Source organism: Microbacterium timonense (assembly GCF_900292075.1).
GTDB classification, from domain to species: Bacteria; Actinomycetota; Actinomycetes; order Actinomycetales; family Microbacteriaceae; genus Microbacterium; species Microbacterium timonense.
The window spans coordinates 300,015-321,940 of sequence record NZ_OLMV01000002.1 but is presented as its reverse complement, the minus strand read 5'-3'; the positions used below and the strand labels follow the sequence as shown (position 1 = coordinate 321,940).

At 71.4% G+C, this 21,926-nt stretch carries 24 protein-coding genes; 11 read left to right on the top strand and 13 right to left on the bottom strand.

Annotated features, from left to right (window positions below):
* Positions 1 to 8: 8 nt before the first annotated feature.
* Positions 9 to 551: an NUDIX domain-containing protein gene (locus tag C9992_RS07330; protein ID WP_106814931.1), complete on the bottom strand. Its 543-nt coding sequence runs from the start codon at positions 549 to 551 to the stop codon at positions 9 to 11.
* Between the two features lie 105 nt (positions 552 to 656).
* Here C9992_RS07330 and C9992_RS07325 point away from each other — a divergent pair, with 105 nt between their 5' ends.
* Positions 657 to 1,364: a DUF899 domain-containing protein gene (locus tag C9992_RS07325; RefSeq protein ID WP_106814930.1), complete on the top strand. Its 708-nt coding sequence runs from the start codon at positions 657 to 659 to the stop codon at positions 1,362 to 1,364.
* A gap of 10 nt (positions 1,365 to 1,374) precedes the next feature.
* Here C9992_RS07325 and C9992_RS07320 read toward each other — a convergent pair whose 3' ends face one another.
* Both C9992_RS07320 and pgi read right to left on the bottom strand, forming a co-directional pair.
* Complete coding sequence (locus C9992_RS07320) at positions 1,375 to 2,265, bottom strand: aggregation-promoting factor C-terminal-like domain-containing protein (RefSeq protein WP_106814929.1); 891 nt, start codon at positions 2,263 to 2,265, stop codon at positions 1,375 to 1,377.
* A 157-nt stretch (positions 2,266 to 2,422) separates the two neighbouring features.
* Positions 2,423 to 4,117, bottom strand: coding sequence for a glucose-6-phosphate isomerase (gene pgi / locus C9992_RS07315; protein ID WP_106814928.1), 1,695 nt, complete (start codon positions 4,115 to 4,117; stop codon positions 2,423 to 2,425).
* 119 nt (positions 4,118 to 4,236) lie between these two features.
* Between pgi and C9992_RS07310 the strand changes: the two genes are divergently transcribed.
* Genes C9992_RS07310 through C9992_RS07300 form a run of 3 tightly spaced genes read left to right on the top strand, consistent with a single transcriptional unit; the run spans position 4,237 to position 5,995 of the window.
* Positions 4,237 to 5,082 (top strand): Cof-type HAD-IIB family hydrolase, encoded by an 846-nt coding sequence (locus C9992_RS07310; RefSeq protein WP_106814927.1) that lies wholly within the window; start codon positions 4,237 to 4,239, stop codon positions 5,080 to 5,082.
* Positions 5,083 to 5,132: 50 nt separating this feature from the next.
* Positions 5,133 to 5,504, top strand: a complete 372-nt coding sequence (locus C9992_RS07305; RefSeq protein ID WP_106815313.1) for an HNH endonuclease — start codon at positions 5,133 to 5,135, stop codon at positions 5,502 to 5,504.
* Positions 5,501 to 5,995 (top strand): GNAT family N-acetyltransferase, encoded by a 495-nt coding sequence (locus C9992_RS07300; RefSeq protein ID WP_106815312.1) that lies wholly within the window; start codon positions 5,501 to 5,503, stop codon positions 5,993 to 5,995. The genes C9992_RS07305 and C9992_RS07300 overlap by 4 nt, the downstream gene beginning before the upstream one ends.
* Before the next feature lie 19 nt (positions 5,996 to 6,014).
* On the opposite strand, the gene C9992_RS07295 is transcribed toward C9992_RS07300, so the two are convergent.
* Positions 6,015 to 6,878, bottom strand: a complete 864-nt coding sequence (locus C9992_RS07295; RefSeq protein ID WP_235008100.1) for an esterase/lipase family protein — start codon at positions 6,876 to 6,878, stop codon at positions 6,015 to 6,017.
* Positions 6,879 to 6,888: 10 nt separating this feature from the next.
* Positions 6,889 to 7,563, bottom strand: coding sequence for a TetR/AcrR family transcriptional regulator (locus C9992_RS07290; RefSeq protein WP_106814926.1), 675 nt, complete (start codon positions 7,561 to 7,563; stop codon positions 6,889 to 6,891).
* A gap of 115 nt (positions 7,564 to 7,678) precedes the next feature.
* On the opposite strand from C9992_RS07290, the gene C9992_RS07285 reads away from it, so the two are divergent.
* Positions 7,679 to 9,151: an MFS transporter gene (locus tag C9992_RS07285; protein WP_106814925.1), complete on the top strand. Its 1,473-nt coding sequence runs from the start codon at positions 7,679 to 7,681 to the stop codon at positions 9,149 to 9,151.
* Positions 9,152 to 9,211: 60 nt separating this feature from the next.
* On the opposite strand, the gene C9992_RS07280 is transcribed toward C9992_RS07285, so the two are convergent.
* Together C9992_RS07280 and C9992_RS07275 are read right to left on the bottom strand one after the other, a co-directional pair.
* Positions 9,212 to 10,942 carry an amidase gene (locus C9992_RS07280; protein ID WP_106814924.1) on the bottom strand — a complete coding sequence of 577 codons (1,731 nt, stop codon included), beginning with the start codon at positions 10,940 to 10,942 and terminating at the stop codon, positions 9,212 to 9,214.
* Positions 10,939 to 12,060, bottom strand: coding sequence for an agmatine deiminase family protein (locus C9992_RS07275; protein ID WP_106814923.1), 1,122 nt, complete (start codon positions 12,058 to 12,060; stop codon positions 10,939 to 10,941). The genes C9992_RS07280 and C9992_RS07275 overlap by 4 nt, the downstream gene beginning before the upstream one ends.
* Positions 12,061 to 12,137: 77 nt before the next feature.
* Here C9992_RS07275 and C9992_RS07270 point away from each other — a divergent pair, with 77 nt between their 5' ends.
* The 3 genes from C9992_RS07270 (at position 12,138) to C9992_RS07260 (ending at position 13,995) form a co-directional block, all read left to right on the top strand.
* Entirely contained in the window at positions 12,138 to 12,809 is a 672-nt protein-coding gene (locus C9992_RS07270; protein ID WP_106814922.1) for a TetR/AcrR family transcriptional regulator, read from the top strand.
* A gap of 134 nt (positions 12,810 to 12,943) precedes the next feature.
* The gene (locus tag C9992_RS07265) at positions 12,944 to 13,126 is read left to right on the top strand and encodes a hypothetical protein (protein WP_106814921.1); all 183 of its coding nucleotides are present in this window, start codon (positions 12,944 to 12,946) and stop codon (positions 13,124 to 13,126) included.
* A 35-nt stretch (positions 13,127 to 13,161) separates the two neighbouring features.
* Positions 13,162 to 13,995, top strand: a complete 834-nt coding sequence (locus tag C9992_RS07260) for an aldo/keto reductase (RefSeq protein WP_106814920.1) — start codon at positions 13,162 to 13,164, stop codon at positions 13,993 to 13,995.
* Between the two features lie 18 nt (positions 13,996 to 14,013).
* Here the strand turns inward: C9992_RS07260 and C9992_RS07255 are convergent, their stop codons facing one another.
* Positions 14,014 to 14,760, bottom strand: coding sequence for an SDR family oxidoreductase (locus tag C9992_RS07255; protein WP_106814919.1), 747 nt, complete (start codon positions 14,758 to 14,760; stop codon positions 14,014 to 14,016).
* A 54-nt stretch (positions 14,761 to 14,814) separates the two neighbouring features.
* Positions 14,815 to 15,558, bottom strand: coding sequence for an SDR family oxidoreductase (locus tag C9992_RS07250; RefSeq protein ID WP_106814918.1), 744 nt, complete (start codon positions 15,556 to 15,558; stop codon positions 14,815 to 14,817).
* Between the two features lie 117 nt (positions 15,559 to 15,675).
* On the opposite strand from C9992_RS07250, the gene sigJ reads away from it, so the two are divergent.
* Together sigJ and C9992_RS07240 are read left to right on the top strand one after the other, a co-directional pair.
* Complete coding sequence (gene sigJ, locus C9992_RS07245) at positions 15,676 to 16,557, top strand: RNA polymerase sigma factor SigJ (RefSeq protein ID WP_106814917.1); 882 nt, start codon at positions 15,676 to 15,678, stop codon at positions 16,555 to 16,557.
* A 45-nt stretch (positions 16,558 to 16,602) separates the two neighbouring features.
* Complete coding sequence (locus C9992_RS07240) at positions 16,603 to 18,705, top strand: S9 family peptidase (protein ID WP_106814916.1); 2,103 nt, start codon at positions 16,603 to 16,605, stop codon at positions 18,703 to 18,705.
* A gap of 19 nt (positions 18,706 to 18,724) precedes the next feature.
* Here C9992_RS07240 and C9992_RS07235 read toward each other — a convergent pair whose 3' ends face one another.
* Together C9992_RS07235 and C9992_RS07230 are read right to left on the bottom strand one after the other, a co-directional pair.
* Entirely contained in the window at positions 18,725 to 18,910 is a 186-nt protein-coding gene (locus C9992_RS07235; protein WP_106814915.1) for a DUF1918 domain-containing protein, read from the bottom strand.
* 72 nt (positions 18,911 to 18,982) lie between these two features.
* Entirely contained in the window at positions 18,983 to 19,207 is a 225-nt protein-coding gene (locus C9992_RS07230) for a hypothetical protein (protein WP_106814914.1), read from the bottom strand.
* Between the two features lie 93 nt (positions 19,208 to 19,300).
* Here C9992_RS07230 and C9992_RS07225 point away from each other — a divergent pair, with 93 nt between their 5' ends.
* On the top strand, positions 19,301 to 20,242 hold the full coding sequence (locus C9992_RS07225) for an aldo/keto reductase (RefSeq protein WP_106814913.1): 942 nt from the start codon (positions 19,301 to 19,303) through the stop codon (positions 20,240 to 20,242).
* Positions 20,243 to 20,291: 49 nt separating this feature from the next.
* Here the strand turns inward: C9992_RS07225 and C9992_RS07220 are convergent, their stop codons facing one another.
* Both C9992_RS07220 and C9992_RS07215 read right to left on the bottom strand, forming a co-directional pair.
* Positions 20,292 to 20,705 carry a VOC family protein gene (locus C9992_RS07220; RefSeq protein ID WP_106814912.1) on the bottom strand — a complete coding sequence of 138 codons (414 nt, stop codon included), beginning with the start codon at positions 20,703 to 20,705 and terminating at the stop codon, positions 20,292 to 20,294.
* A 105-nt stretch (positions 20,706 to 20,810) separates the two neighbouring features.
* Positions 20,811 to 21,821, bottom strand: coding sequence for a DNA-3-methyladenine glycosylase family protein (locus C9992_RS07215; RefSeq protein WP_200826247.1), 1,011 nt, complete (start codon positions 21,819 to 21,821; stop codon positions 20,811 to 20,813).
* Positions 21,822 to 21,926 lie beyond the last annotated feature (105 nt).

Here is a 21,926-nt window from a genome sequence, read left to right as displayed (position 1 = left end):
CGCGCGTCTCAGCCCAGCCGGCCGAGGTGGATCGCGGCGTACGCCAGCGCGGCGATCGTCTCGCCGTCGGTGATCCGGCCTTCGCGGATGAAGCCCAGCGCCTCGGGAAAGGGCACCCAGTGGACGGCATCGATGCCCTCGTCGCGCTGCGAGCCCGAGGCATCCGTCACGCGCTGCAGTCCGCGCGCCAGGAAGACGTGCTCGGGCGCGTCGGCGACGCCGTTGAGCGCCTGCATCCGGCCGAGTTCGGTCCAGTCGGATGCCGTGAACCCCGTCTCCTCCTCGAGCTCGCGCCGCGCGGCCACCAGCGGGTCCTCGCCGTCTGAGCCACCGGCGGGCACCTCGAGCGAAGTCGCGCCCGTCGCATACCGATGCAGCGAGATGAGGCACACGCGATCCTCGTCGTCCAGCGCGACCACGAACACGGCGGGATGCCGCACCTCGACCACGCCGTAGATCCCGTCGCCGTGCGGGCCGACCACGTCGTCCTCGCGCACACGGATCCAGCGGTTCTCGTACACGACGCGCGAAGCGAGGGTCTGCCAGGTCATGACGCCACCCTAGACGGCGGTGCCCGCCGATCGCGCCGGCCTCTTGACCCGTATGCACCGATGTGTACAGTGTGAACATACGGCCGAGCGAACTTGGAGGTTCCGATGTCGAGCACCACCCCGCAAGCGCTTCCGCCCGTCGTGGACCTCGAGACCTGGCGCCGCGAACTGGCCGAGCTGCGGGTTCGCGAGAAGGCCGCCACGCGCGAGCTGGACGCCATCGCGGCGCAGCGCCGGCGGCTGCCGATGGTCGAACTGCCCGACTACACCCTCGTCGGCAAGGAGGGGCCGGTACGCCTCGTCGACATCTTCGAAGGCAGATCGCAGCTGATCGTCTACAACCACATGTGGTTCGAGGGCAAGCGATGGCACTGCCCCGGCTGCACCGGCTACACGTCGCAGTTCACGCGCCTGAAGTTCCTCGAGCCGTACGACGCCCGGTTCGTCATCGTCACGCAGGGCCCGATCGACGAGGCGCTCGAGTACAAGGAGCGCACGGGCAACCGCATGGACTGGTATTCGACGGCCGACAGCCCCTTCGGGGCGGACATGGATGCCCCGGCGGGCGGCGGGTTCGCCGTCAACGTGTTCCTGCGCCACGACGACACCGTCTACCGCACGTGGCACACCAACGGCCGGGGCACGGAGCAGCTGAGCCACACGTTCCCGCTCATCGACGTGCTGCCGTACGGGCGCCGGGAGCCGTGGCAGGACTCACCGGACGGGTGGCCGCAGTCCGACACGTACGACGGCTGGCACTCCTCGCAGAAGATCGCCGAGCTCTACGGCCCGGGATCGGGCCACCTCGACTAGAGCCGGTCGCTCAGTACCAGTTCGTCGCCTGCGAGTGGCCCCACGCAGCGCATGGCGTGCCGTAGGCGCGGGCGATGTAGTCCAGTCCCCAGCGGATCTGGGTGGCCGCGTTCGTCTGCCAGTCGGCGCCGGCGCTGGCCATCTTGTTCCCCGGCAGGGACTGGGGGATGCCGGTCGCGCCGCTACCGGCGTTGTAGGCCTGATAGTTCCAGCCGGACTCCTTGTTCCACAGCGACTGAAGGCAGGAGAACTGCCCGTCGCCCCATCCGTACTGGGACGCGGCGAGCTGGCGAGCGGTCGCCTTGGCGCCTTCGGGCGTGTTCGCCGCCGCGAGGGCGGCAGCCGCGGCTTCGGCCTGGCGCTGCGCTTCGGCGGCAGCGGCGGCAGCGGCAGCGGCCGCTTCTTCGGCCGCCTTCTGCGCCTTGGCGGCATCCAGGCGCTCGCGCAGATCTGCGGTTCGAGCCGACACCTTGTCCGAGACCTGCTCGGCATCGGCCGTGAGGGTGGGAACGAGCAGGATGGGCGCGAGCTCGAGGTCGGAGAGGCGGTCGATCGACTCCTCCAGTGCCGAGGTGTCGATGGTGGTGTCGGGGACGCCGACGTCCAGGCCCGAGGCCGCGATGTCGGCCTCCACCGCTTCCGCCTGGTTCGCCGCGGTGCGGGCGGCAAGGAGCGTGCTCTGGGCGTCCGTGCGGATGTCGCGCAGAGTGCCGGCGGTCGCTCCCGGAGCGGCGACCGACACGATGGCGGACGCGGCCACCGGCGCGGCGGCGGCCAGCGTCGGAGACGCGAGTGTCAGGCCGACGGTGGCGAGGACGCCGAGCGCGGTGCCGGCGGCGACACCGGGGACGAAGAAGCGGGAGCGGCGACGGGCATGGGCACGTGACTTGTCTGAATGCATGGCGAACGTACGTTCCTTCGGGGATTCCGCGCTGCGCGGCAGCGCGGCGCGTCCGTCGGGTCGGACGCACAAGTCCCCGAGTCTGCCTCATGCCGTCTGGACGACTCCCGGCATTTGCCTGGAAGGAACGTGAACGCGGCGGCCGCCGCGCGCGCGATTACGCCGTGCGGTGGGCGGCGTAGTACGCCAGCAGCGATCGGGTCGAGGCATCCTGTGCGGCGACCGCGTCCTCGTCCCCTTCGATGGCCGGTGCGATCTGCAGGGCGAGCTGCTTGCCCAGCTCCACGCCCCACTGGTCGAACGAGTTGACACCCCAGACCACGCCCTGCGTGAAGGTGATGTGCTCGTACAGCGCCACCAGCTGGCCCAGCACCGCCGGGGTCAGGGCGGGGGCGAAGATTGAGGTCGTCGGCTTGTTCCCGGCGAAGGTCCGCGCGGCCACGAGCGGGCCGGTCGTCCCCTCCGCCTCGACTTCTTCGGCGGTCTTTCCGAAAGCGAGCGCCTTCGTCTGCGCCAGGAAGTTGGAGAGGAACAGGCCGTGGACGTCGCGGTCACCGTCCGTGAGCGGATAGGCCGGATTCGCGAACGCGATGAAGTCTGCGGGGATGAGCCTGCTTCCCTGGTGGATCAGCTGGTAGAACGCGTGCTGCCCGTTCGTCCCCGGCTCGCCCCAGAACACTTCGCCCGTCTCGGTGGTCACCGCGGAGCCGTCCCATCGGACGGACTTGCCGTTGGATTCCATCGTCAGCTGCTGGAGGTAGGCCGGGAACCGGTGCAGCTGCTGCGCGTAGGGGAGCACCGCGTGCGATTGCGCGCCGAGGAAGTTCGAGTACCAGATGTTGAGCAGACCCATGAGGACGGGCACGTTCCGCTCCAGCGGTGTGGTGCGCATGTGCTCGTCGATGGCGTGGAAACCGGCGAGGAACTCGCGGAACACGTCCGGTCCCAGCTCGATCATGAGCGAGAGCCCGATGGCGGAGTCCACCGAGTAGCGTCCGCCGACCCAGTCCCAGAACCCGAAGGCGTTGACGGGGTCGATGCCGAACGCGGCGACCTTGTCGAGCGCCGTCGAGACGGCGACGAAGTGGTGGGCGACGGCATCCGTCTTCTCTTCGTCGGTGAGCCCGCCCGACGCGCCGATGGCGCCCGAGGACTGGAGACCCCGCCACAGCCAGTCTCGCGCCAGCCGCGCGTTGGTGAGCGTCTCGAGGGTCGTGAACGTCTTGGACGCGACGATGAACAGCGTCGTCTCGGGGTCGAGGTCGTGCGTCTTCTGCGCCAGGTCGGTGGGATCGATGTTCGAGACGAACCGCGCCTGGATGCCGGCGGTGGCATACGGCTCGAGCGCCGCCGACACCATCACGGGACCCAGGTCCGAGCCGCCGATGCCGATGTTGACGATGTGCGTGACCTTCTTGCCCGTCACGCCGCTCCACTGCCCCGAGCGCACCCGGTCGGCGAACTCCGTCATGGCGGTGAGCACCGCCTGCACATCGGCGTCGACATCCTGACCGTCGACCACGAGGGCCGGTTGCGCCCCCGCCGGCCGGCGCAGGGCGGTGTGGAGCACCGCGCGGTCCTCCGTGGTGTTGATGTGCTCTCCCCGGAGCATGGCCGCGTAGTGTTCGGCGACGCCCGTCTGCTCGGCCAGGCGCACGAGCGCCGACAGGATCTCGTCGGTGACGAGGTTCTTCGACAGGTCGACGTGCAGGTCGGCCGCTTCGAAGCTCAGCCGCTCGGCACGCCGGGGATCGATCGCGAACCATTCGCGCAGATCGGGCGAGAACGAGTCGCGGAGCGAGCTGAGCTCCGCCCAGGCGGAAGTGGCGGTGGCATCGACGGGAGCGGTCACGCCCCTAACGTACTCGCGACAGTGGGCGCGCGGGTTACGCGTTACTCACCGGGGGTGTGCGGCGCCCGTGAGATGCGCCCGATCCGGCAGCCGCACCGCCACCGTAGGCTGGAGGTGTCATGCCCTTCCCCTCTCCCGACCTGCGCCTGATCGCCGTCGACATGGACGGCACGCTGCTGGACGGCGAGGGCCGCATTCCTGACGATCTGTGGCCGCTGCTGGACCGGCTGCACGAGCGCGGCATCCGTTTCGCGCCGGCGAGCGGCCGGCAGCTGGCGACGCTGCAGCGATCGTTCGCCGGGCACCTCGATGACGCCGTCTTCATCGCCGAGAACGGCGCGTACGTCGTCGAAGGCGACACCGAGATCAGCACCGACGCCATGGATGCCGCGTTCACGGCGTCGCTGATCGCCCGCGTGCGCGGGCTCGTCGCATCGGGCAGGGATCTCGGCATCGTCGTGTGCGGCAAGCGGTCGGCCTACATCGAGCGCGCGGATGCGCCCTTCCTCGCCGAGGCGGAGAAGTACTACGCGAAGCTGCAGATCGTCGACGACCTCGTGCGCCTGGACGATCAAGTGCTCAAGGCGGCGATCTTCGACTTCGCCGATGCGGCGACCACCGCGCCGGCGCTGGAGGACCTGCGGGCATCGCACCAGGTGGTCGTCTCGGGGCAGCACTGGATCGACGTCATGAACCAGGGCGTGAACAAGGGCGCGGCGCTGCGGCGCCTGCAGGCGGCCACCGGCATCACCCCCGAGCAGACCGCTGTCTTCGGGGACTACCTCAACGACCTGGAGATGATGGATGCCGCGGCCCTCTCGTTCGCGATGGCCAACGCCCACCCCGACGTCGCGGCGCGGGCGCGGTACTCCGCTCCGTCGAACCTCGACAACGGCGTCGTCACGACCATCCACAAGCTGCTCGACGGCGAGCCCGAGCCCGAGGTCGCGGCGACCCCGCGGTGACCGCGGTGCGTCGGCCGTCCCGCGGCGTTCCGCGCCCGTACCCTCGCATCATGGCGCTGAGTCAGACCAGGCGGGCGCGCGCCGCACGACGTCGCGCGCGGCGGGTCGCCGCCGCCGACAACGACCTCACCGCGCAGGAGTGGCAGGCCCTGCTCGAAGCGTGGGGCGCCTGCGCGTACTGCGGCACCGAGGCGGGCCCCTTCCAGAAGGACTGCGTGCTGCCGATCTCCCGCGGCGGCAGGTACACGTTCGAGAACGTCGTGCCGGCCTGTCGTTCCTGCAACGCCAGCAAGAGCAACGACGAGGTCACCGGCTGGCTGCGGCGCAAGCGTCTGGATGAGCGGGCCTTCCTGCTGCGCCACGTCGAAGTCCTCGCCGCGTGGCGCGCGACGATCACCGCGATCGACGGGGGCGCGCCGTGACGGTCCGCATCCGTCCGTACCGGGCGAGCGACTGGGATGCCGTCAGTCGCATCCACGATGCCGCGCGCGTGGACGAGCTTCGGGGCGCGGGCCTTCTGGACGCCTATCTCACCCTCGCCGAGACGTACGAGAACGAGGGCCTCTTCGACGACGAGGTGTGGGTGGCGGAACTCGACGGCCGCGTCGCAGGCTTCCTCGCCGGCAGCGTGGGCGAGGACGGCGGAGAGATCACCTGGATCTACGTCGACCCGGACCTGTATCGCCGCGGGGTGGGCCGGGCGCTCGTCGAGCACTTCCTCGAGCGAGCGGACGCGCCGGTCGAACTGGAAGTCCTCGACGGCAACACTGCGCGCGGGTTCTACGAGACGCTCGGCTTCGTGGTGAAGTCCACGACCACCGGCAAGCTGGCAGGCAACGAGACGTTCGCCGCGACCGGCCACACGCTGGTGTGGCGGCCCGGGTCGGCGCCCCCTCCGCCCGCCCGTCGCTGAGCAGGCCGCGGCGCCAGGCTCAGTCCGCCGACGGCTGTGCGAGACGGGCGACGCCCTCGACGACGGCACGCTGCGTCGTGGCCGACCCCAGTACGCGGAAGTGACCGGGCGTCGGCACGCGGACGTTGGTCGCGCCGTCCAGCGCGCTGCCTTCGGGGATATGCGGGTCGAACGGGCCGAAGACCGACACGATGCGCCCGTTGACGGAAGTCTCACGGCCGAGCATGACGATGGTCGCGTTGCGCGGGCGGAACGCCCGGATGCTGGGGTCGATGAACAGTCCCGCCAGTCGCGAGCCTCCGAAGGGCGTCGCCACCGCCACCATTCCGAGAAGGCCCAGCGGTCGGTCGCCGGTGAGCGAGGCGGTGCTCGCCGCCTCGGCCGGGTCATCGCCGCCGGCGGCCGCCGCCGCGGCGCGGGCGGCCGCGCCCGTGGTCACGAGGACGTGCTTGCCGATGAGCCCGCCCTTGCTGTGCGCCACGAGCACGCGCCCCGCCGCGGGCGCGGGCCGGCGCTCGAGCAGTCGCGCGAGGCGATCGGCCGTCTCGGCGATCCCCCGGCGATTGACCCCCAGCCCGTGAAGGACGCGCACGCGATGGCCGGCCTGGGCGAGGGCGTCGCCGAGCGGGCGGAGGAACGTCCAGTGCTCGTAGACCCCGGGGAGCAGATAGATCTCCGGGCGTTCGGCGTCACCACGATGCCAGGCCGCCGGGGTGGGGCGTGGTCGGCCGATCGCCCACGGTGGGGCGAGCACCCCCAACTGCTGCCGCACGGCGTACGCGTAGTCTCCGGCCCACCACAGTCCGCGGCGCAGCAGGGTGGGCGCGGGCCCGTCGGGCGAGGCATCGGCGCGGGTGTCGGCGAGGTCGCCGCGACCTGTCATGGCCCGAAGTCTACGAGGATTCGCCGAGGTCGCGGCCGGTCGCGGGCGGGGCCGGCGCCCCGCGCACGCCGGTGATGGCGGCCTCCACGACGGATGCCGCGAGGGCGTCGATGACCGGCTCGGGCTGCCACCGCACCGGGCCGTGCACGGCGATGTCGGCGAACCCGTGCACGGCCGACCAGCAGGCCCATTCCGCGAAGGGGCGCCGATCGGCGTCGAGGGCGCCGGCCTCCACCATGGCGTCGAGCGTCTCCATCAGCAGGCGGAAGGGGGCCACGACCTCGTCGTCGAGCGTCACGATGGCGTTGTTGGCGTGGGTGTCCTGCGTGAAGAACGCGATCTCGAACCAGCCGCGCTCGGCCCGGGCGAAGTCGATGTATGCGAGGCCGACACGGCGCAGGCGCTCGATCGCCGCATCCGCCGGCGGCAGGGTGGGAGGGGTCTTCGCGACCCGATCGCTGATCGCCGCGGCCAGGGCGAGCTGCGCTTCCCGTGCGACCGCGCGCACGAGGGCGTCGCGGTCGGCGAAGTGCCGGTAGGCCGCGTTGGGGGAGACGCCCACGGCCCGCGTCACCTCACGGAGCGTGACGGATGCCGGTCCACCGGTGCGCGCGAGCTGGAGCCCCTCGTCGACCAGCGCGCGACGCAGGTCGCCGTGGTGGTACGTGCGCGCGGGTGAAGTCATTGCGCCTCCCCGCTCCCGTGTGTACGGTGTGAACATCGAATGTGAACAGTGTCCACATTCAGCTTAGGCCCTCGCACGTCCACCCCTGCTCGCGCACACGCCGGAGAATCATCGCATGAGTCAGCCGACCCCTTCCGGGGCCGCCCCGACGACCGACCCGTCCCTCCCGCAGGCGCCCGGCCCGCGCACGCTGCGGGCGTTCCACCAGGTGCTCGTCAACACCGCCGTGGCGAACGTCACGACGAGCTATCTGTGGTTCGCGCTCACCTTCTGGGTGTACCTCGAGACGCAGTCGGTGCTCGCCACCGCCATCATCGGCGGGTCGTACATGCTGCTGGTCGCCGTCTTCGGCGTGGTCTTCGGCGTGATCGTCGACCGCATGAAGAAGAAGGCGGTCATGCTCCTGTCGAGCATCGTGACGTTGACCGCCTACGTGGTCGCGGGGGCCATGTACCTGGCGTTCCCTGAGAGCACGCTGCTCGACTGGGGCGGGCCCTGGTTCTGGGCGTTCGCCGGAGTCATCCTCATCGGCGGCGTGGTGGAGAACCTGCGCAACATCGCATTGTCCACCACCGTGACCCTGCTGGTCCCCGCCGATCGCCGCGATCGCGCGAACGGACTGGTCGGCGCGGTCCAGGGCATCGCGTTCATGGTCACCAGCGTGTTCTCGGGTCTGTCGATAGGCCTGCTCGGCATGGGGTGGACGACCGCGATCGCCATCGCCGCGACCGCGATCGCCCTCGTGCACCTGCTGTTCGTGCCGATCCCCGAGCGCGGCGTCGCCCACGTCGAGGGTGCCGCGCCCCAGGGCTTCGGCTTCCGCGGTGTGATCCCCGCGGTGATGGCGGTTCCGGGCCTGCTCGCCCTGATCCTCTTCTCCACCTTCAACAACCTCGTGGGCGGCGTCTTCATGGCCCTCATGGATCCCTACGGGCTGACGCTCTTCTCGGTGGAGATGTGGGGCATCGTCCTCGGCGTGACGAGCTTCGGGTTCATCATCGGCGGCGCGCTCGTGGCGAAGTTCGGTCTCGGCAAGAACCCCGTCCGCACGATGCTCCTGGTCAACATCGGCATCGCGCTGCTGGGCATGACGTTCGCGATCCGCGAGTTCTGGTGGCTGTACGGGCTGGGCATCCTCGTGTTCATGGCGCTCATGCCGATCGCGGAGGCCTCGGAGCAGACGATCGTGCAGCGCGTCGTGCCGTTCGAGAAGCAGGGCCGAGTGTTCGGCTTCGCCGCGAGCGTCGAGTCGGCCGCCGCGCCCATCTCGGCGTTCATCATCGGCCCGCTCGCGCAGTTCTGGCTCATCCCGTACATGGAGTCGCAGGACGGCCAGAACGCATTGGGCTGGCTGCTCGGCGACGGCCAGGCGCGCGGCATCGCGCTGGCCTTCGTCGGTGCCAGCCTGGTCCTGCTGCTGGTCGTGCTGCTCGCCTTCGTCTCGAAGCCGTATCGTGAGCTCTCCGACGCCTATGCCGCGGCGGCGCCGCCGGCGGCGGACGACGGGGATGCCGCGGCCCTGCCTGCACCCGATGCTGCAGCGGCGATCGGCGAGGCGGGGGAGGACCTGCGCTCGAACCTCCGCTGACCTCGGCGGTCGGACTTCCGGCGTGCGCCGGCGTCAGCCGAGTTCCGGCGTCCGCCGGCGTCAGCCGAGCTCCGGCGTGCGGGCGGGAGTCGTCCGTCGGGGACGGAGTGCCTCGAACGCCGCCGCCCAGGCCAGCAGCTCGTTGTCGCTGTACGCGCGCCCTGCGATCGTGAGGCCCACCGGCATCCCGATGTCGTCCATCGTGCCCATCGGCACGGTCACCGTCGGGATGCCGAGGTGGCGGATCACGAGGTTGCCGTTGGCGACCCACACGCCGTTGCGCCACCCCAGATCGGCCGATGCCTCGTCCACGTCCGTGTCGGCCGGGCCGACGTCGGCGACGGCCGGGAAGACCACGGCGTCGAGCTCGAGCCGCGACATCCACTCCTCGAGATCGACGCGACGCGTCTCTTCCAGGCCTGGCAGCCCGTGCTCGATCTCGGGGATGTCGGCGAACGACCGGTACGGGTGGTCGCGCACCTGCGAGGGGTAGGTGGCGATGTCGTCGTCGAAGCCGGTGTACCGGTCGGGCAGCGCACCGGCGGGATGCGGGAAGATCGTGGTCCCGTCGACGTCGTCGAGCCGGTGGAGAGCCGGATCGCCGTTGGCCCGCAGGAAGTCGTCCCACGCCCACGCCGAGAGGTCGACGATCTCGCGGTGCAGGAAGGCCCCGCTGACGAGCCCTCGCGTCTTGATCGTCGGCGCACCGGGCCGGTCGCCCTCGTAGTTCGTCACGGCCGGGAAGTCCACCTCGACGACCTCGGCGCCGGCCGCTTCCAGGTCACGACGCGCGCGCTGCCACAGCGCGAGCACCGACGGCCGGGGGTGGATGCGGGTACCGGTAGGCCCGCCGATGCCGCCGTCGGGGTTCGTGCCGGCGTCGGGATCCGCGCCGATGTACATGCGCGGCACACCGAAGCGTCGTCCGCGCAGAGCCGCGCGGGCGCTCTCGGGATCGCCCGGCGCGAGCGACGGGTACGACGGGGGGCGCACGGTAGAGGCATCCGGAATCGTGATCCAGGGCTGCGCGCGCCAGAGATCACCTCGTGTCTCGGGGTCGTCGGCGACCAGGGCGTCGAGGACTTCGAGCAGGTCCGCCATGGTGCGGGTGTGCGGCACGACGACGTCCATCGTCGGCACGAGCGGCCAGTTCCCGCGCACGGAGATGACGCCGCGCGACGGGGTGTACGCGCACAGTGCGTTGTTCGAGGCGGGCGCGCGGCCGCTGGACCAGGTCTCCTCGCCCAGACCGAACGCGGCGAAGCTGGCCGCGGTCGCGGTGCCGGAGCCGTTGGACGAGCCCGACCCGAACGCGGAGGTGAGGTAGGCGGCGTTGTACGGGCTCTCCGCGCGCCCGTAGAGCCCACGCTGCATGCCCCCGTTGGCCATCGGCGGCATGTTCGTGAGGCCGAGCAGGATGCAGCCGGCCGCACGCAGACGTTCGATGGAGTAGGCGTCGCGCTGCGCGACGAGGTCGGCGAACGCCGGGGACCCTGCCGCCGCCGTGAGCCCTCGCACCAGGAAGGAGTCCTTCGCCGTGTAGGGGATCCCGTCCAACGGCCCGAGCACCCGCCCTTCGGCGCGGCGCAGATCGGATGCCGCGGCCTCGGCGCGCGCGTCGGGATTGCGCACGACCACGGCGTTCAGTGCGGTGGCCGTGCCCGGCGCGTCGTAGGCGTCGATGCGGGCCAGGTAGGCGTCGACGAGCTCGACGGCGGTCACCGCGCCGGACGCCAGATCGGCGCGCAGCTGCGCGATCGTCTTCTCGACCACCGGGTAGCGGCGGCTCATCGGCCCTCTCCAGGTGCGGTGCGGTCCGTGTCGGCCGCCGGCGCTGCCTCGCTCGACGACCCGGCCGCCGAGCGCTCATCCGGGTCCGGTCGCAGGGCCGGCTGCTGCTGGGTGATGCAGTGGATGCCGCCGCCTCCGGCGAAGATCTGCCGCGCGTCGACGGTGACGGCGCGGCGACCGGGGTAGGCCTCCTCGAGGATCTCGCGGGCCTGTGCGTCGGCCCGATCCTCGCCGAACCCGCACGCGATCACGCCGCCGTTGACGACGAGGTGGTTGACGTAGCTGTAGTCGACGAAGCCCTCGTGATCGCGCAGCGTGCCTGGCGCGGGCAGGTCGATGATCTCGAAGGGGCGGCCGGCGGCATCCGTCTGCGCGGACAGATGCTCGCGCAGTCGACGAGTCACCGCGAAGTCGGGGTGCTCGGGATTCTGCTGCGCGTGGAGCAGCAGCCGCCCCGGCGCCGGGATCGTCGCGACGATGTCGACGTGGCCGTTGGTCCCGAACTCGTCGTAGTCCCGTGTGAGGCCGCGCGGAAGCCACACCGCTTTCGTCGCGCCGATGGTCCGGGCCAGCTCCGCCTCGACCCGCGCCTTGTCGGCGAACGGATTGCGGCGCGGGTCGAGCTGCACCGTCTCGGTGACCAGGACGGTGCCTTCACCGTCGACGTGGATGCCCCCGCCCTCGTTGACCAGCAGCGAACTGACCACCTCGGCACCGGTGAGGCCGGCCGTGAACCGCGCGTGCTCGGCGGCTTTCGTCCAGGACGCCCACTCGGGTGCCCCCCAGCCGTTGAACACCCAGTCGACCGCGCCGAGCACGCCGGGGCGATCGTCGTCGACGACGAAGGTCGGACCGTGATCGCGGAACCAGAACTCGTCGACGGGCGCCGGGATGAGCTCCACGTCGGAGGAGAGCATGCGCCGGGCACGATCCAGCTTCGATGGGTCGACGAGCATCGTGACCGGTTCGAAGCCGGTCACCGCGTTCGCCACGGCGGCCCAGGCGGCGTAGAACCGCTCCTGCTCCGCGGGGTCGTCGCCCAGCGTCGGCCCCTCGTTGGGGAACGCCATCCAGGTGCGCTCGTGAGGGTCGCCCTCGTGCGGCATCCTCCAGGCCATCGTCGCCCCTTCCTCGCCGGCGCGTCCCGGCAATTGATCTAGCGATCAATAGGGAAGATATCTATGCTGGCGGGACGATGTCAACCAGCAGCCGGCCTCGCACGCGCAAGGCGCCCGCGGAGCGTGCCTCCGAGATCGTCGCGGCCGCCGCCGCCGTCGCTCGTGAACAGGGGCTGAGTGCTCTGACGCTGCGCGCGGTGGCCGAGCGGGCCGGCGTCGCCCCGGGGCTCGTCGCGCACTACCAGCCATCGATGGACGACCTGGTGGCGCGCGTGTATACCGGTCTCGTGCAGGAGGAGGTGCGCGAAGTGGAACGCCTCATCGCCGAGGTGGCGGGGCCGGCGCAGCGGTTGGGTGCGCTCATCGACACGCTGATGAACGGGGATCGTGAGGAGCTGACCGTGGTGTGGGTCGAGGGGTGGGCGATCGCGCGCCGCAACGAGGTGCTCGCGCGCGCCGTGCGTGAGCAGATGCAGCACTGGCAGAGCCTCGTCGAGACCATCGTCTCGGACGGATGCCGCACCGGCGCGTTCACGACCACCGAGCCGGGCGAGGTGGCGTGGCAGCTCATCGGCATGATCGACGGCCTGAACGCCCAGTCCCTCGCTCGGGGAACCGACACCACGCGGTTCGCACAGCGCACGGCCCGTGCCGCGGAGGCGCTCGTCGGGGCCGCGCCGGGCACGCTCAGGGCCGGTTCCCCACCCGCGAGACTTCGGGAGAGCGCCGAGACTTCGGTTGCGGGTTGAAGTCTCGGCGCTCGGTTGAAGTCTCACGGTCACCGAGCCCCGCGATGCGGATAGCTTGCCTTGCTTCGTCACGCAAGCCCCCTTCGGTCCGCGAGGTGCGACCTTACGTTCGGAGCAGCGAGAAGGAGAGCACAATGACCAATCAGCTTCCCTACGAAGGACCCGCCGACGACCCGGACATGCCTCTCGAAGAGGTCGTCACGGGTGACGACGACCGGCCGCTCGACCCGGACGCCGCAGACGACCGGGTCGACAGCGCGGAAGCCGACGAGCGCGCCGCCACGCAGGGCGAGATCGACGTCGACGAGCTGCCCTGACGGGCGCGGTCGCCGCAACGGGCCAGGATAGGAGCATGAGCGCGATCCCGACCGTGACCCTGAACGACGGCACCTGGTTCCCCGAGCTGGGACTGGGCACCTACAACCTGCGGGGCGAGGAGGGGATCGCCGCCATGGTGTCGGCGATCGAGTCCGGCTACCGGCTGCTCGACACCGCGGTCAACTACGAGAACGAGCGCGAGGTCGGCGAGGCGGTCCGGCGCAGCGGCGTCGACCGCAAGAGCCTACGGATCACGTCCAAGATCCCGGGCCGCCATCACGGCCGGGACGAAGCGATCGACAGCATCAAGGGCTCGCTGGACGCCCTGGGCCTGGACCGCATCGATCTGCACCTCATCCACTGGCCGAACCCGAGCGTCGGGCGCTATGTCGACACGTGGCGCGGCATGATCCAGGCGCGAGAGCAGGGTCTGGTGGAGTCGATCGGCGTCTCGAACTTCACCGAGGAGATGATCACCGAGCTGATCGAGGAGACCGGCGTCGTGCCGGCCGTGAACCAGGTCGAGCTGCACCCCTACTTCCCGCAAGAGCGTCTGCGTGCGTTCCACGCCACGCACGGCATCCGCACCGAGAGCTGGAGCCCGCTGGCCCGGCGCAGCGAACTGCTCACCGAGCAGCTGCTGAACGAGCTCGCCACCGTCTACGAGGTCACCCCGACGCAGATCGTGCTCCGCTGGCACACGCAGATCGGCAGCACGCCCATCCCGAAGTCGGCCGACGCCGACCGTCAGCGCGAGAACGCGGACGTGTTCGGCTTCCGTCTGACCGACGAACAGGTGGCGGCCATCACCGGCCTCGAGCGCGGCCGTCTGTGGGACGGCGACCCGCTCACGCACGAGGAGATGTAGCGGGCGACGGTCCAGGTCTCAGGCGTCGGGGAGGGCGTCGAGCCATTCGCTGAACGTCTGGACGCCCCGCAGCGCCGTCGTGCCGGGAAGCAGCGCTCCGGACCGCAATGCGCGCCCGAGCGTGCCGGGTGTGTGCACGATCGGAACCGGACGGCGATACCCGATGGCGCGCGCGTAGCGGCGCACCATGTCGGCGAGGCTCTCCTCGCGCGGGCCCGCGAGGTCGGTCGTGCGTCCCGCCGCTTCGCCCTCGGCCAGATCGACCAGGTGCTCGGCCACCTCGTGGAGGGCGACGGGCTGCACGCGCCCGGCAGGTGCCACATGCGCACCCGCGTGCGAGCGGTGGAACATCATGGCGGCGTACTCGTGGAACTGGGTGGTCCGCAGGACGGTCCACGGCACGTCACTGGTCGAGACCAGTCGCTCCTGCACCAGCTTGCCCGCGTAGTAGCCGTCGGGGGCCGCTTCGGCACCGACGATCGTGAGCGCCAGATGGTGCCTCACTCCGGCGAGCTGCTCGGCCCGCAGCAGGCTCTTGGTGGCGCCGGCGAAGAACGACACCGAGACGTCGGGCTTGGCCGTGGTGACATTCGTCGCGTCGATGACGGCATCCACACCCTCCAGCCGCCCCTGCAGGCCGGCGCCGCTGAGCAGCTCGACACCCGTGCTGCGCGAGAGCACGACCACCTCGTGGCCGCGCTCATGCGCGACGGCGGTGATGTGAGCACCGGCCATGCCGGTGCCGCCGGCGACGGCGAGTCTCACGGGTCCTCCCAGGTGTCCGTCGACTCTATCGCCGGCGGCCGGGTCGCCGGGGTTTCAGCCGATCTCGTCGAGCCAGGCCGCGAAGGTCTGCGTGCCCAGCACCGCGTCCGGGCCGGGCAGGGCCAGCCCTTCGCGCATGCCCTTCATCTGCGCACCGGGCAGGCTCAGCGCCGGCATCCAGCCGCGGTGGCCGGTGCGACGGGCGTACGCCTTCACCATCTCGTCCAGCCGCTCCTCGCGGGGTCCCGCGAGATCCGTGGTGCGCCCCTGCGGCGCGCCGGCGGCCAGCGCAGCCAGCCGCGCACCCACCTCGCGGGCGGCGATCGGCTGCACGCGGGCGCGTGGCGCGATGTGCAGCGGGCCGACCTTCGCCGCGTCGAACAGTTGCGCCGCGAACTCGTGGAACTGCGTGGCCCGCTGGATCGTCCAGGGCACCCGCGCGGTCTCGACCACGCGTTCCTGCGCGAGCTTTCCCGCGTAGTAGTCATGCGGCATCCGGTCGATCCCCACAATCGACAGCAGCACCACATGGCCCACACCCGCCCGCTCGGCGGCGGCGACGAGGTTCCCCGTCGAGGTCTGGAAGAACCGGGTGGCCTCGTCCGCCGACATCGTCGACAGGTTCGCGGTGTCGACGATCGCGTCGGCGCCCGCGAGGGCGGCATCCAGCCCGGCGCCCGTGGTGAGATCGACCCCCGTGCTGCGGCTGAGTACCACCGCCTCATGCCCCGCGTCCCGCAGGGATTCCACGACGTGGCGTCCGACCACTCCGGTGCCTCCGGCGACCGCGATTCTCATGACATGACTCCTTTCATCCCGCCGGCGCGGGGTGTTCCGCTTAACCGACGACGTGACCGGCGAGAATGTGAGGCGACGGGATCGGCCGACCGGACGGGCGGCTGAGCCGCGGGAAGGATGCCGGCTGTGGACGAGGTCGAAGGCGAACGGCGCACGCTGCTGGGGCTGTGCTATCGGATGCTCGGCACGGTCGCCGACGCGGAGGACGCGGTACAGGAGACCTACCTGCGGTGGCTGCGGCTGCCGGACGCCGAACGCGCCGCGATCCGCAACCCGGGAGCGTGGCTCACCCGCGTCGCGGGACGCATCTGCCTCGACATGCTGGGATCGGCACGCGCACGCAGAGAGAGCTATGTGGGGGAGTGGCTGCCGGAGCCCGTGCCGGGAGACTCGCCGCTGGCGACCTCGGCGCCGGTCGATCCGATCGACCGCGTGACGCTCGACGATTCGGTGTCGATGGCGCTCCTGGTGGTGCTGGACGCGCTGACACCCGCCGAGCGGGTGTCGTTCGTGCTGCACGACGTGTTCGGCGTGCCCTTCGCCGAGATCGCCGAGACGGTCGGGCGCAGTCCCGACGCGGTACGGCAGCTCGCCTCGCAGGCGCGGCGCCGGGTGCGCGACCAGCGCGCGCGTGCGGCGTCGCGGACGGAGCACGACGCCGTCGCGCGGGCGTTCGCGGCCGCCGCCACCCACGGCGATCTCGACGCGCTCGTGGCGGTGCTCGATCCCGATGTCGTGCTGCGCTCGGACGGCGGCGGGCGGGTGTCCGCCGCGCGCCGGCCGGTCCTGGGTGCGGACCGGGTTGCCCGCTTCGTCCTCGGCCTTCCCCGGCTGGAGCCCGACGCCCGGCTCGAGCCGGTGCAGACGCCCGACGGCATCGCGTTCCTGGCGAGGATCGCAGGCAAGGTCGACTCCCTGTTCTCGCTGCGCGTGCAGGACGGCCGGATCGCCGACGTGTACGTCATGCGCAATCCCGACAAGCTCACCCAGTGGGGCTGACGCCGTCGTTCGCGGGGTCAGAACCGTTCCGTTAGCGTGGGGTTCATGGCGACCCCCTTCGATTCCCTCGACGAATACATCGCACTGCCCCGGGTAGAGGCCGTCGCGTTGTCGCCGGACGGGACGACAGCGGTCCTGACCGTCGCCGCGCTGAAGAAGGACGCGACCGGCTACGAGCGCGCGCTGTGGGCGGTTCCCGCGTCCGGCGGCGGTGTGCCGCGCCGCCTCACCCGGTCGGCGAAGGGTGAGGCGGGTGCCGCCTTCACCGCCGCCGGCGATGTGCTGTTCGTGTCTGCTCGGCCCGACGCCGAAGGCGATTCCGACGACGAGTCCGGTCAGCTGTGGCTGCTTCCGGCGGCCGGCGGCGAAGCGCGACCGGTCACTCGCCTCGCCGGCGGCGTCGACGGCATCGCGGCGACGGCTGCGGCCTCGGACCGCGTCGTGATCGCCGCCTCCCTCCTCCCCGGCGCCGACACGCTGGAGAGCGAGGCGTCCCTGCGGGCCAAGCGCAAGGAGAAGAAGGTCTCGGCGATCCTCCACGAGACGTACCCGGTGAGGTTCTGGGACCACGACCTGGGCCCGGCCGAGCCGCACCTGCTCGCGCTGGACACCGGCGCCCTCCAGGACTCGATCGCTGCCGTCGTCGCGGAGGAGGCCGTTGCGTCCGACGACGCCGATGCTCCGGCATCCGCCTCGGACGAGAAGCCGTACCCCGCGACACTGCCCCGGCCACGGGACCTCACCCCGAAGCCGGGGCGCTCGGCCGACCATGCGGAAGCCGTGCTCACGCCGGACGGCGCGACCCTCGTCGCGTCGTTGGAGCAGCGTGAGCAGCGCTCCGGCCGCCGCGTCATCGTGGCCATCGACACCGCCTCGGGCGAGCGCACCACCCTCTTCGACGAGATCGGCGTGGACTTCGAGATGCCCGCCGTGAGCCATGACGGCACGCGGATCGCGTTCCTCCGCACGCTCAAGAGCACGCCGCACGCGCCCACCGACTCCGAGGTCTGGGTGGCGCGCCTGGACGGCACCGAGGCACTCCGCATCGCCTCCGACTGGGACCGCTGGGCGACGTCGCTCGCGTTCGCCGCCGACGACGCGGCGCTCATCGCCACCGCCGATGACGACGGCCGCGGGCCGATCTTCCGCATCCCGCTGGACGGCGGCGACCCGCAGCGGCTCACCGACGACGACTTCGCCTATACGCATGTCGCGGTCGATCAGGCAAGCGGCGACCTGGTGGCGCTGCGTTCTTCGTGGGTGGTGCCGCCCCACCCGGTGCGCATCGGCACCGACGGCGCCGTGACGGAGCTTGCCACGCCGGCGCCGGCGCCGGCGGCCCCCGGCGCGATCACGGAGGTCGAGGCGGCTGCCGAGGACGGGGCTCGCGTGCGCGGCTGGCTGCTGCTGCCCGAGGGCGCATCGGCGGATGCCCCCGCGCCGCTGCTGCTGTGGATCCACGGCGGTCCGCTGAACAGCTGGAACGCGTGGAGCTGGCGGTGGGCGCCGCTGCTCGCGGTCGCGCGCGGGTATGCCGTGCTGCTGCCGGACCCGGCGCTGTCGACGGGGTACGGTCTGGACTTCATCGCGCGCGGGTGGAACAGCTGGGGCGGCAAGCCGTACACCGACCTGCTCACGATCACCGACGCCGTCGAGAGCCGCGACGACATCGACCAGACCCGCACGGCCGCCATGGGCGGATCCTTCGGCGGGTACATGGCGAACTGGGTCGCCGGTCACACCGACCGCTTCCGCGCCATCGTGACGCACGCGAGCCTGTGGGCGCTGGATCAGTTCGCCGGCACCACCGACAGCTCCGAGTACTGGCAGCGCATCTTCACGCCCGAGGCGATGGCCGAGAACTCACCGCATCAGTTCGTGCGCGACATCCGCACGCCCCTGCTCGTCGTGCACGGCGACAAGGACTACCGGGTCCCGATCGGCGAGGGCCTGCGGCTGTGGTCGGAGCTCGCCGAGCATCACGCGGACGAGGACGGCCGCATGCCGCACCGGTTCCTGTACTTCCCGGATGAGAACCACTGGGTCCTGCGTCCCCAGCACGCGGTCATCTGGTACGAGACGGTCTTCGCATTCCTCGCGGAGCACGTGCTGGGCCAGGCGCCGTCTCGGCCGGAGCTGCTGGGCTGACGCCTCGGTGATGGCGGTGTCAGGACGCGTGGCGGACTTCGCAGTCGCTTCCCGGTGACAGGATCGCCTCGTGCCCGTCGTCGTAGCGCACGACGAGCAGCGGGCTCTGGGTGCTACCGCGGACTTCGATGACCTCGCCGGCGCGCTCCGTCGCTCCGACGATGCGACCGTGGATGATGACACGGTCGCCGACGCTCGCTTGCATGCGGACCACCTCCTCGCGCTCACGATACGACGAGGGCGCGGGTCGTGGAAGAGCCCGTGCGCGGCGGCTCCGCTAGAGCTGGGCTCCGTCGTCGTCCCGGTTCTCCAGACCGACGTTGCGACCGCGCCAGGACTCGTACGCCAGGAGCCAGCCGACGGACACGGCGGCGGCGAGCACGACGCCCAGCAGCACGTTGCCCCAGATCAGTCCGAAGACGATCCCGAGTGTGAACATGAGGGCGGTGCCGAAGGCCCAGCCCGAGTGCCCTCGTGTCCAGCCCCTACGCGTCGTGGTCATGCCCACAGCCTAGGGCCGCGCCACGCGCACCGGCGGCGCGGCACCCCGGCCCCGATAGGTTGGAGACGACGGACCCCACACGGAACGGATGTCATGACCCTCAACGTCAGCCCGATCACGCTCGGCACCTCCGGCCTGGGACGCGACACCGTCCCCGGCTCCCCCGGAGAAGAGGCGGCCGTCGCGTTCGCCCGGGAGCTGTTCGCCGGGCCCCACGCCTTCGTCGACACGTCGAACAACTACGCGGGCGGCCGGTCGGAGGCGGTGCTCGGCCTGGCCATCGCACAGGTGGACGCAGCGGCGGCCGATCCCCTGGAGCCGGGCGCCGGCACACGGGTGATCTCGAAGGTCGACTGCGAGCCGGGGACGGGCGTCTTCGACCGGGAGCGCGTGCTGCGCTCGTTCGACGAGACCACCGCGCGGCTCGGTGTGGACCGCCTGCCGCTCCTGCATCTTCACGACCCGTACACCGTCACGTTCGACGAGGCCATGGGCAGAGGGGGCGCCGTCGAGGGGCTCATCGAGCTGCGCGAGTCCGGCCGCGTCGACGGCATCGGGGTCGCGGCCGGGCCGGTGCCGCTGATGGCCCGGTACGTGGCGACGGACGTGTTCGACGCCGTGCTGGTGCACAACCGCTTCACCCTGGTCGACCAGTCCGCTGCGGTCGTCTTCGCCGACGCCCGCGAGCGAGGGATGACGGTGTTCAACGCGGCGCCCTTCGGCGCCGGCATCCTCGCCACCGGCGCGCGAGAGGGAGCCGTATACGGCTATCGACCCGCGTCTGCCGAGCTGCAGGAGTGGGTCTCGAGGGCGGAAGGCGTGTGCGCGTCGTTCGGTGTCGCGCTGCCCGCGGTCGCTCTGCACTACTCGCTGCGCTCGCCGCTGGTGGACTCCACCGTCGTCGGGGTGTCGTCCACGCGGCGGCTGGCTCAGCTGGACGAGCTGCTGGCCACGACGATCCCCGACGAGGTGTGGGCCGAGATCGAGGCGCTCGGTCCGGCCCCCTCGCCCGTCGACGACAGCGACTACGCCTGATCCGGCTCGCCGGCCGTGCTCCGACGCGACGTCGGAGCCGGGCGCGTTCTCACTGCTGTGCGTTGACGGCGATCATCCAGTCGATGCCGTAGCGATCGGTGAGCATTCCGAACTTGCCACCCCACGGCGGGGTGTCGAAGGGAATCGTCACGCTGCCGCCCTCGGCGAGCTTGTCCCAGAAGCCCTGCAGCGACGCCTCGTCGTCGCCGCTGACCGACACGGAGATTCCGGCGGGCTTCTCATAGGGCATGCTCGTCGGGGTGTCCGCGCCCATCAAGACGAATCCGTCGGGCGTGGTCAACTGCGCATGCATCACGAGGTCGCTCTCGGCAGGGTCCTGGACCATGCCCTCGAACTGGCCGAACGTCGAGATGTCGAGGTCGCCGCCGAACACGCTCTGGTAGAAGGTCATCGCTTCGCGAGCCTGTGTGCGGAACGAGAGATACGGGTTGAGGCTGGGCATGTCGAACTCCTGAGGTAGGCGGTGGATGCCGCGCCCGGCCGCGTGGCGCGTCCCCCAGTGTCGTCGCCCCCTCCGACATCGGCAAGGGCCGAGCGTGTGCGGCCCTCAGCGGTTCCGGTGATCTTCGGGATGCAGGCGCGGACCGCGCCGCGGCTCCCGGACGCCGCTCGCGCCGATGAGCCGGATCACCCGCTGACGCTGGCCCGGCCACGCGGCCAGGAGCTGCAGCATCCCGTCGTCGTCGACCCGATGCCCGGTGAGCGCGTGGCCGACCTCGTGCGCCAGGTGGTAGTCGCCGACGCTCACCGCGTCGGGGTCGCCGAGGGCGCGCGTACGCGTCTCGGCCGCGGTCCAGGGGCCGATGCCCGGCTGGCTGATCAGCACGCGGTCGACCGCTTCGCCGTCCTCGGCGGCCAGCACGGCTCGCACGATCGACTCCCCACGCCGCGCGGCGCGGACCACGGTCCTCGACTGCGGCGGCTCCAGCCCCGCGCGATGCCACAGCCACGACGGAACGCGCTGCCAGCCCTCGATGGTCGGCGGCGCGAACATGGGCGCGGGGGTGGGGCCCGGCGCGCGCTCGCCGCACCACGTGACCACCCGACGCCACGCGGCGAAGGCCTGCATGCCCGTCACCTTCTGCTCGAAGATCGCACAGGCGAGCGCGTCGAAGACGAGGCCGGTGCGGGAGAGTCGGAGGCCGGGGTTGCGGCGGTGGGCGTCGGCGATGAGCGGATGCCGCGTGGCGTCGAAGTCCGACGCGTCGTCGTCGGCGCCGCACAGGGCCGGAAGCTGCGCGAGCGCCCACTCGCGTCCCGGTCCCCACGCCGCGGCGCGGATCACGCCCGGATGGGTCTCGCGGACGGCGAGCGTCGCCACGCCCATGGGGGTGCGGCTCGCACGCCAGATGACCGCCCCCGACACCGTCATCGTCGGGTCGCCGGCCCCGCGACGCTGGAAGAGCACGGTGCGGCGCAGATCCAGCGGATGCCGCGGCCGGTACTCCGTCTCCAGCGGCCGGCCGTGGTCGGGCCGCGGGTCGCGTGTGGCTGCGGCGCGTGCACCGAAGCGCTCGGCATCCCGGGTGCGCGGGATGCGCGAGAGCGAGGTGGTCATGCCGCCCACCCTACGCTCTGCCCCCCGACACCACGTCGCCCCCGTGGCCTCGGAGCCGACCATGCCCCGTGTGTCTCGACCATGCCGCCTTGTGTGCCGACCATG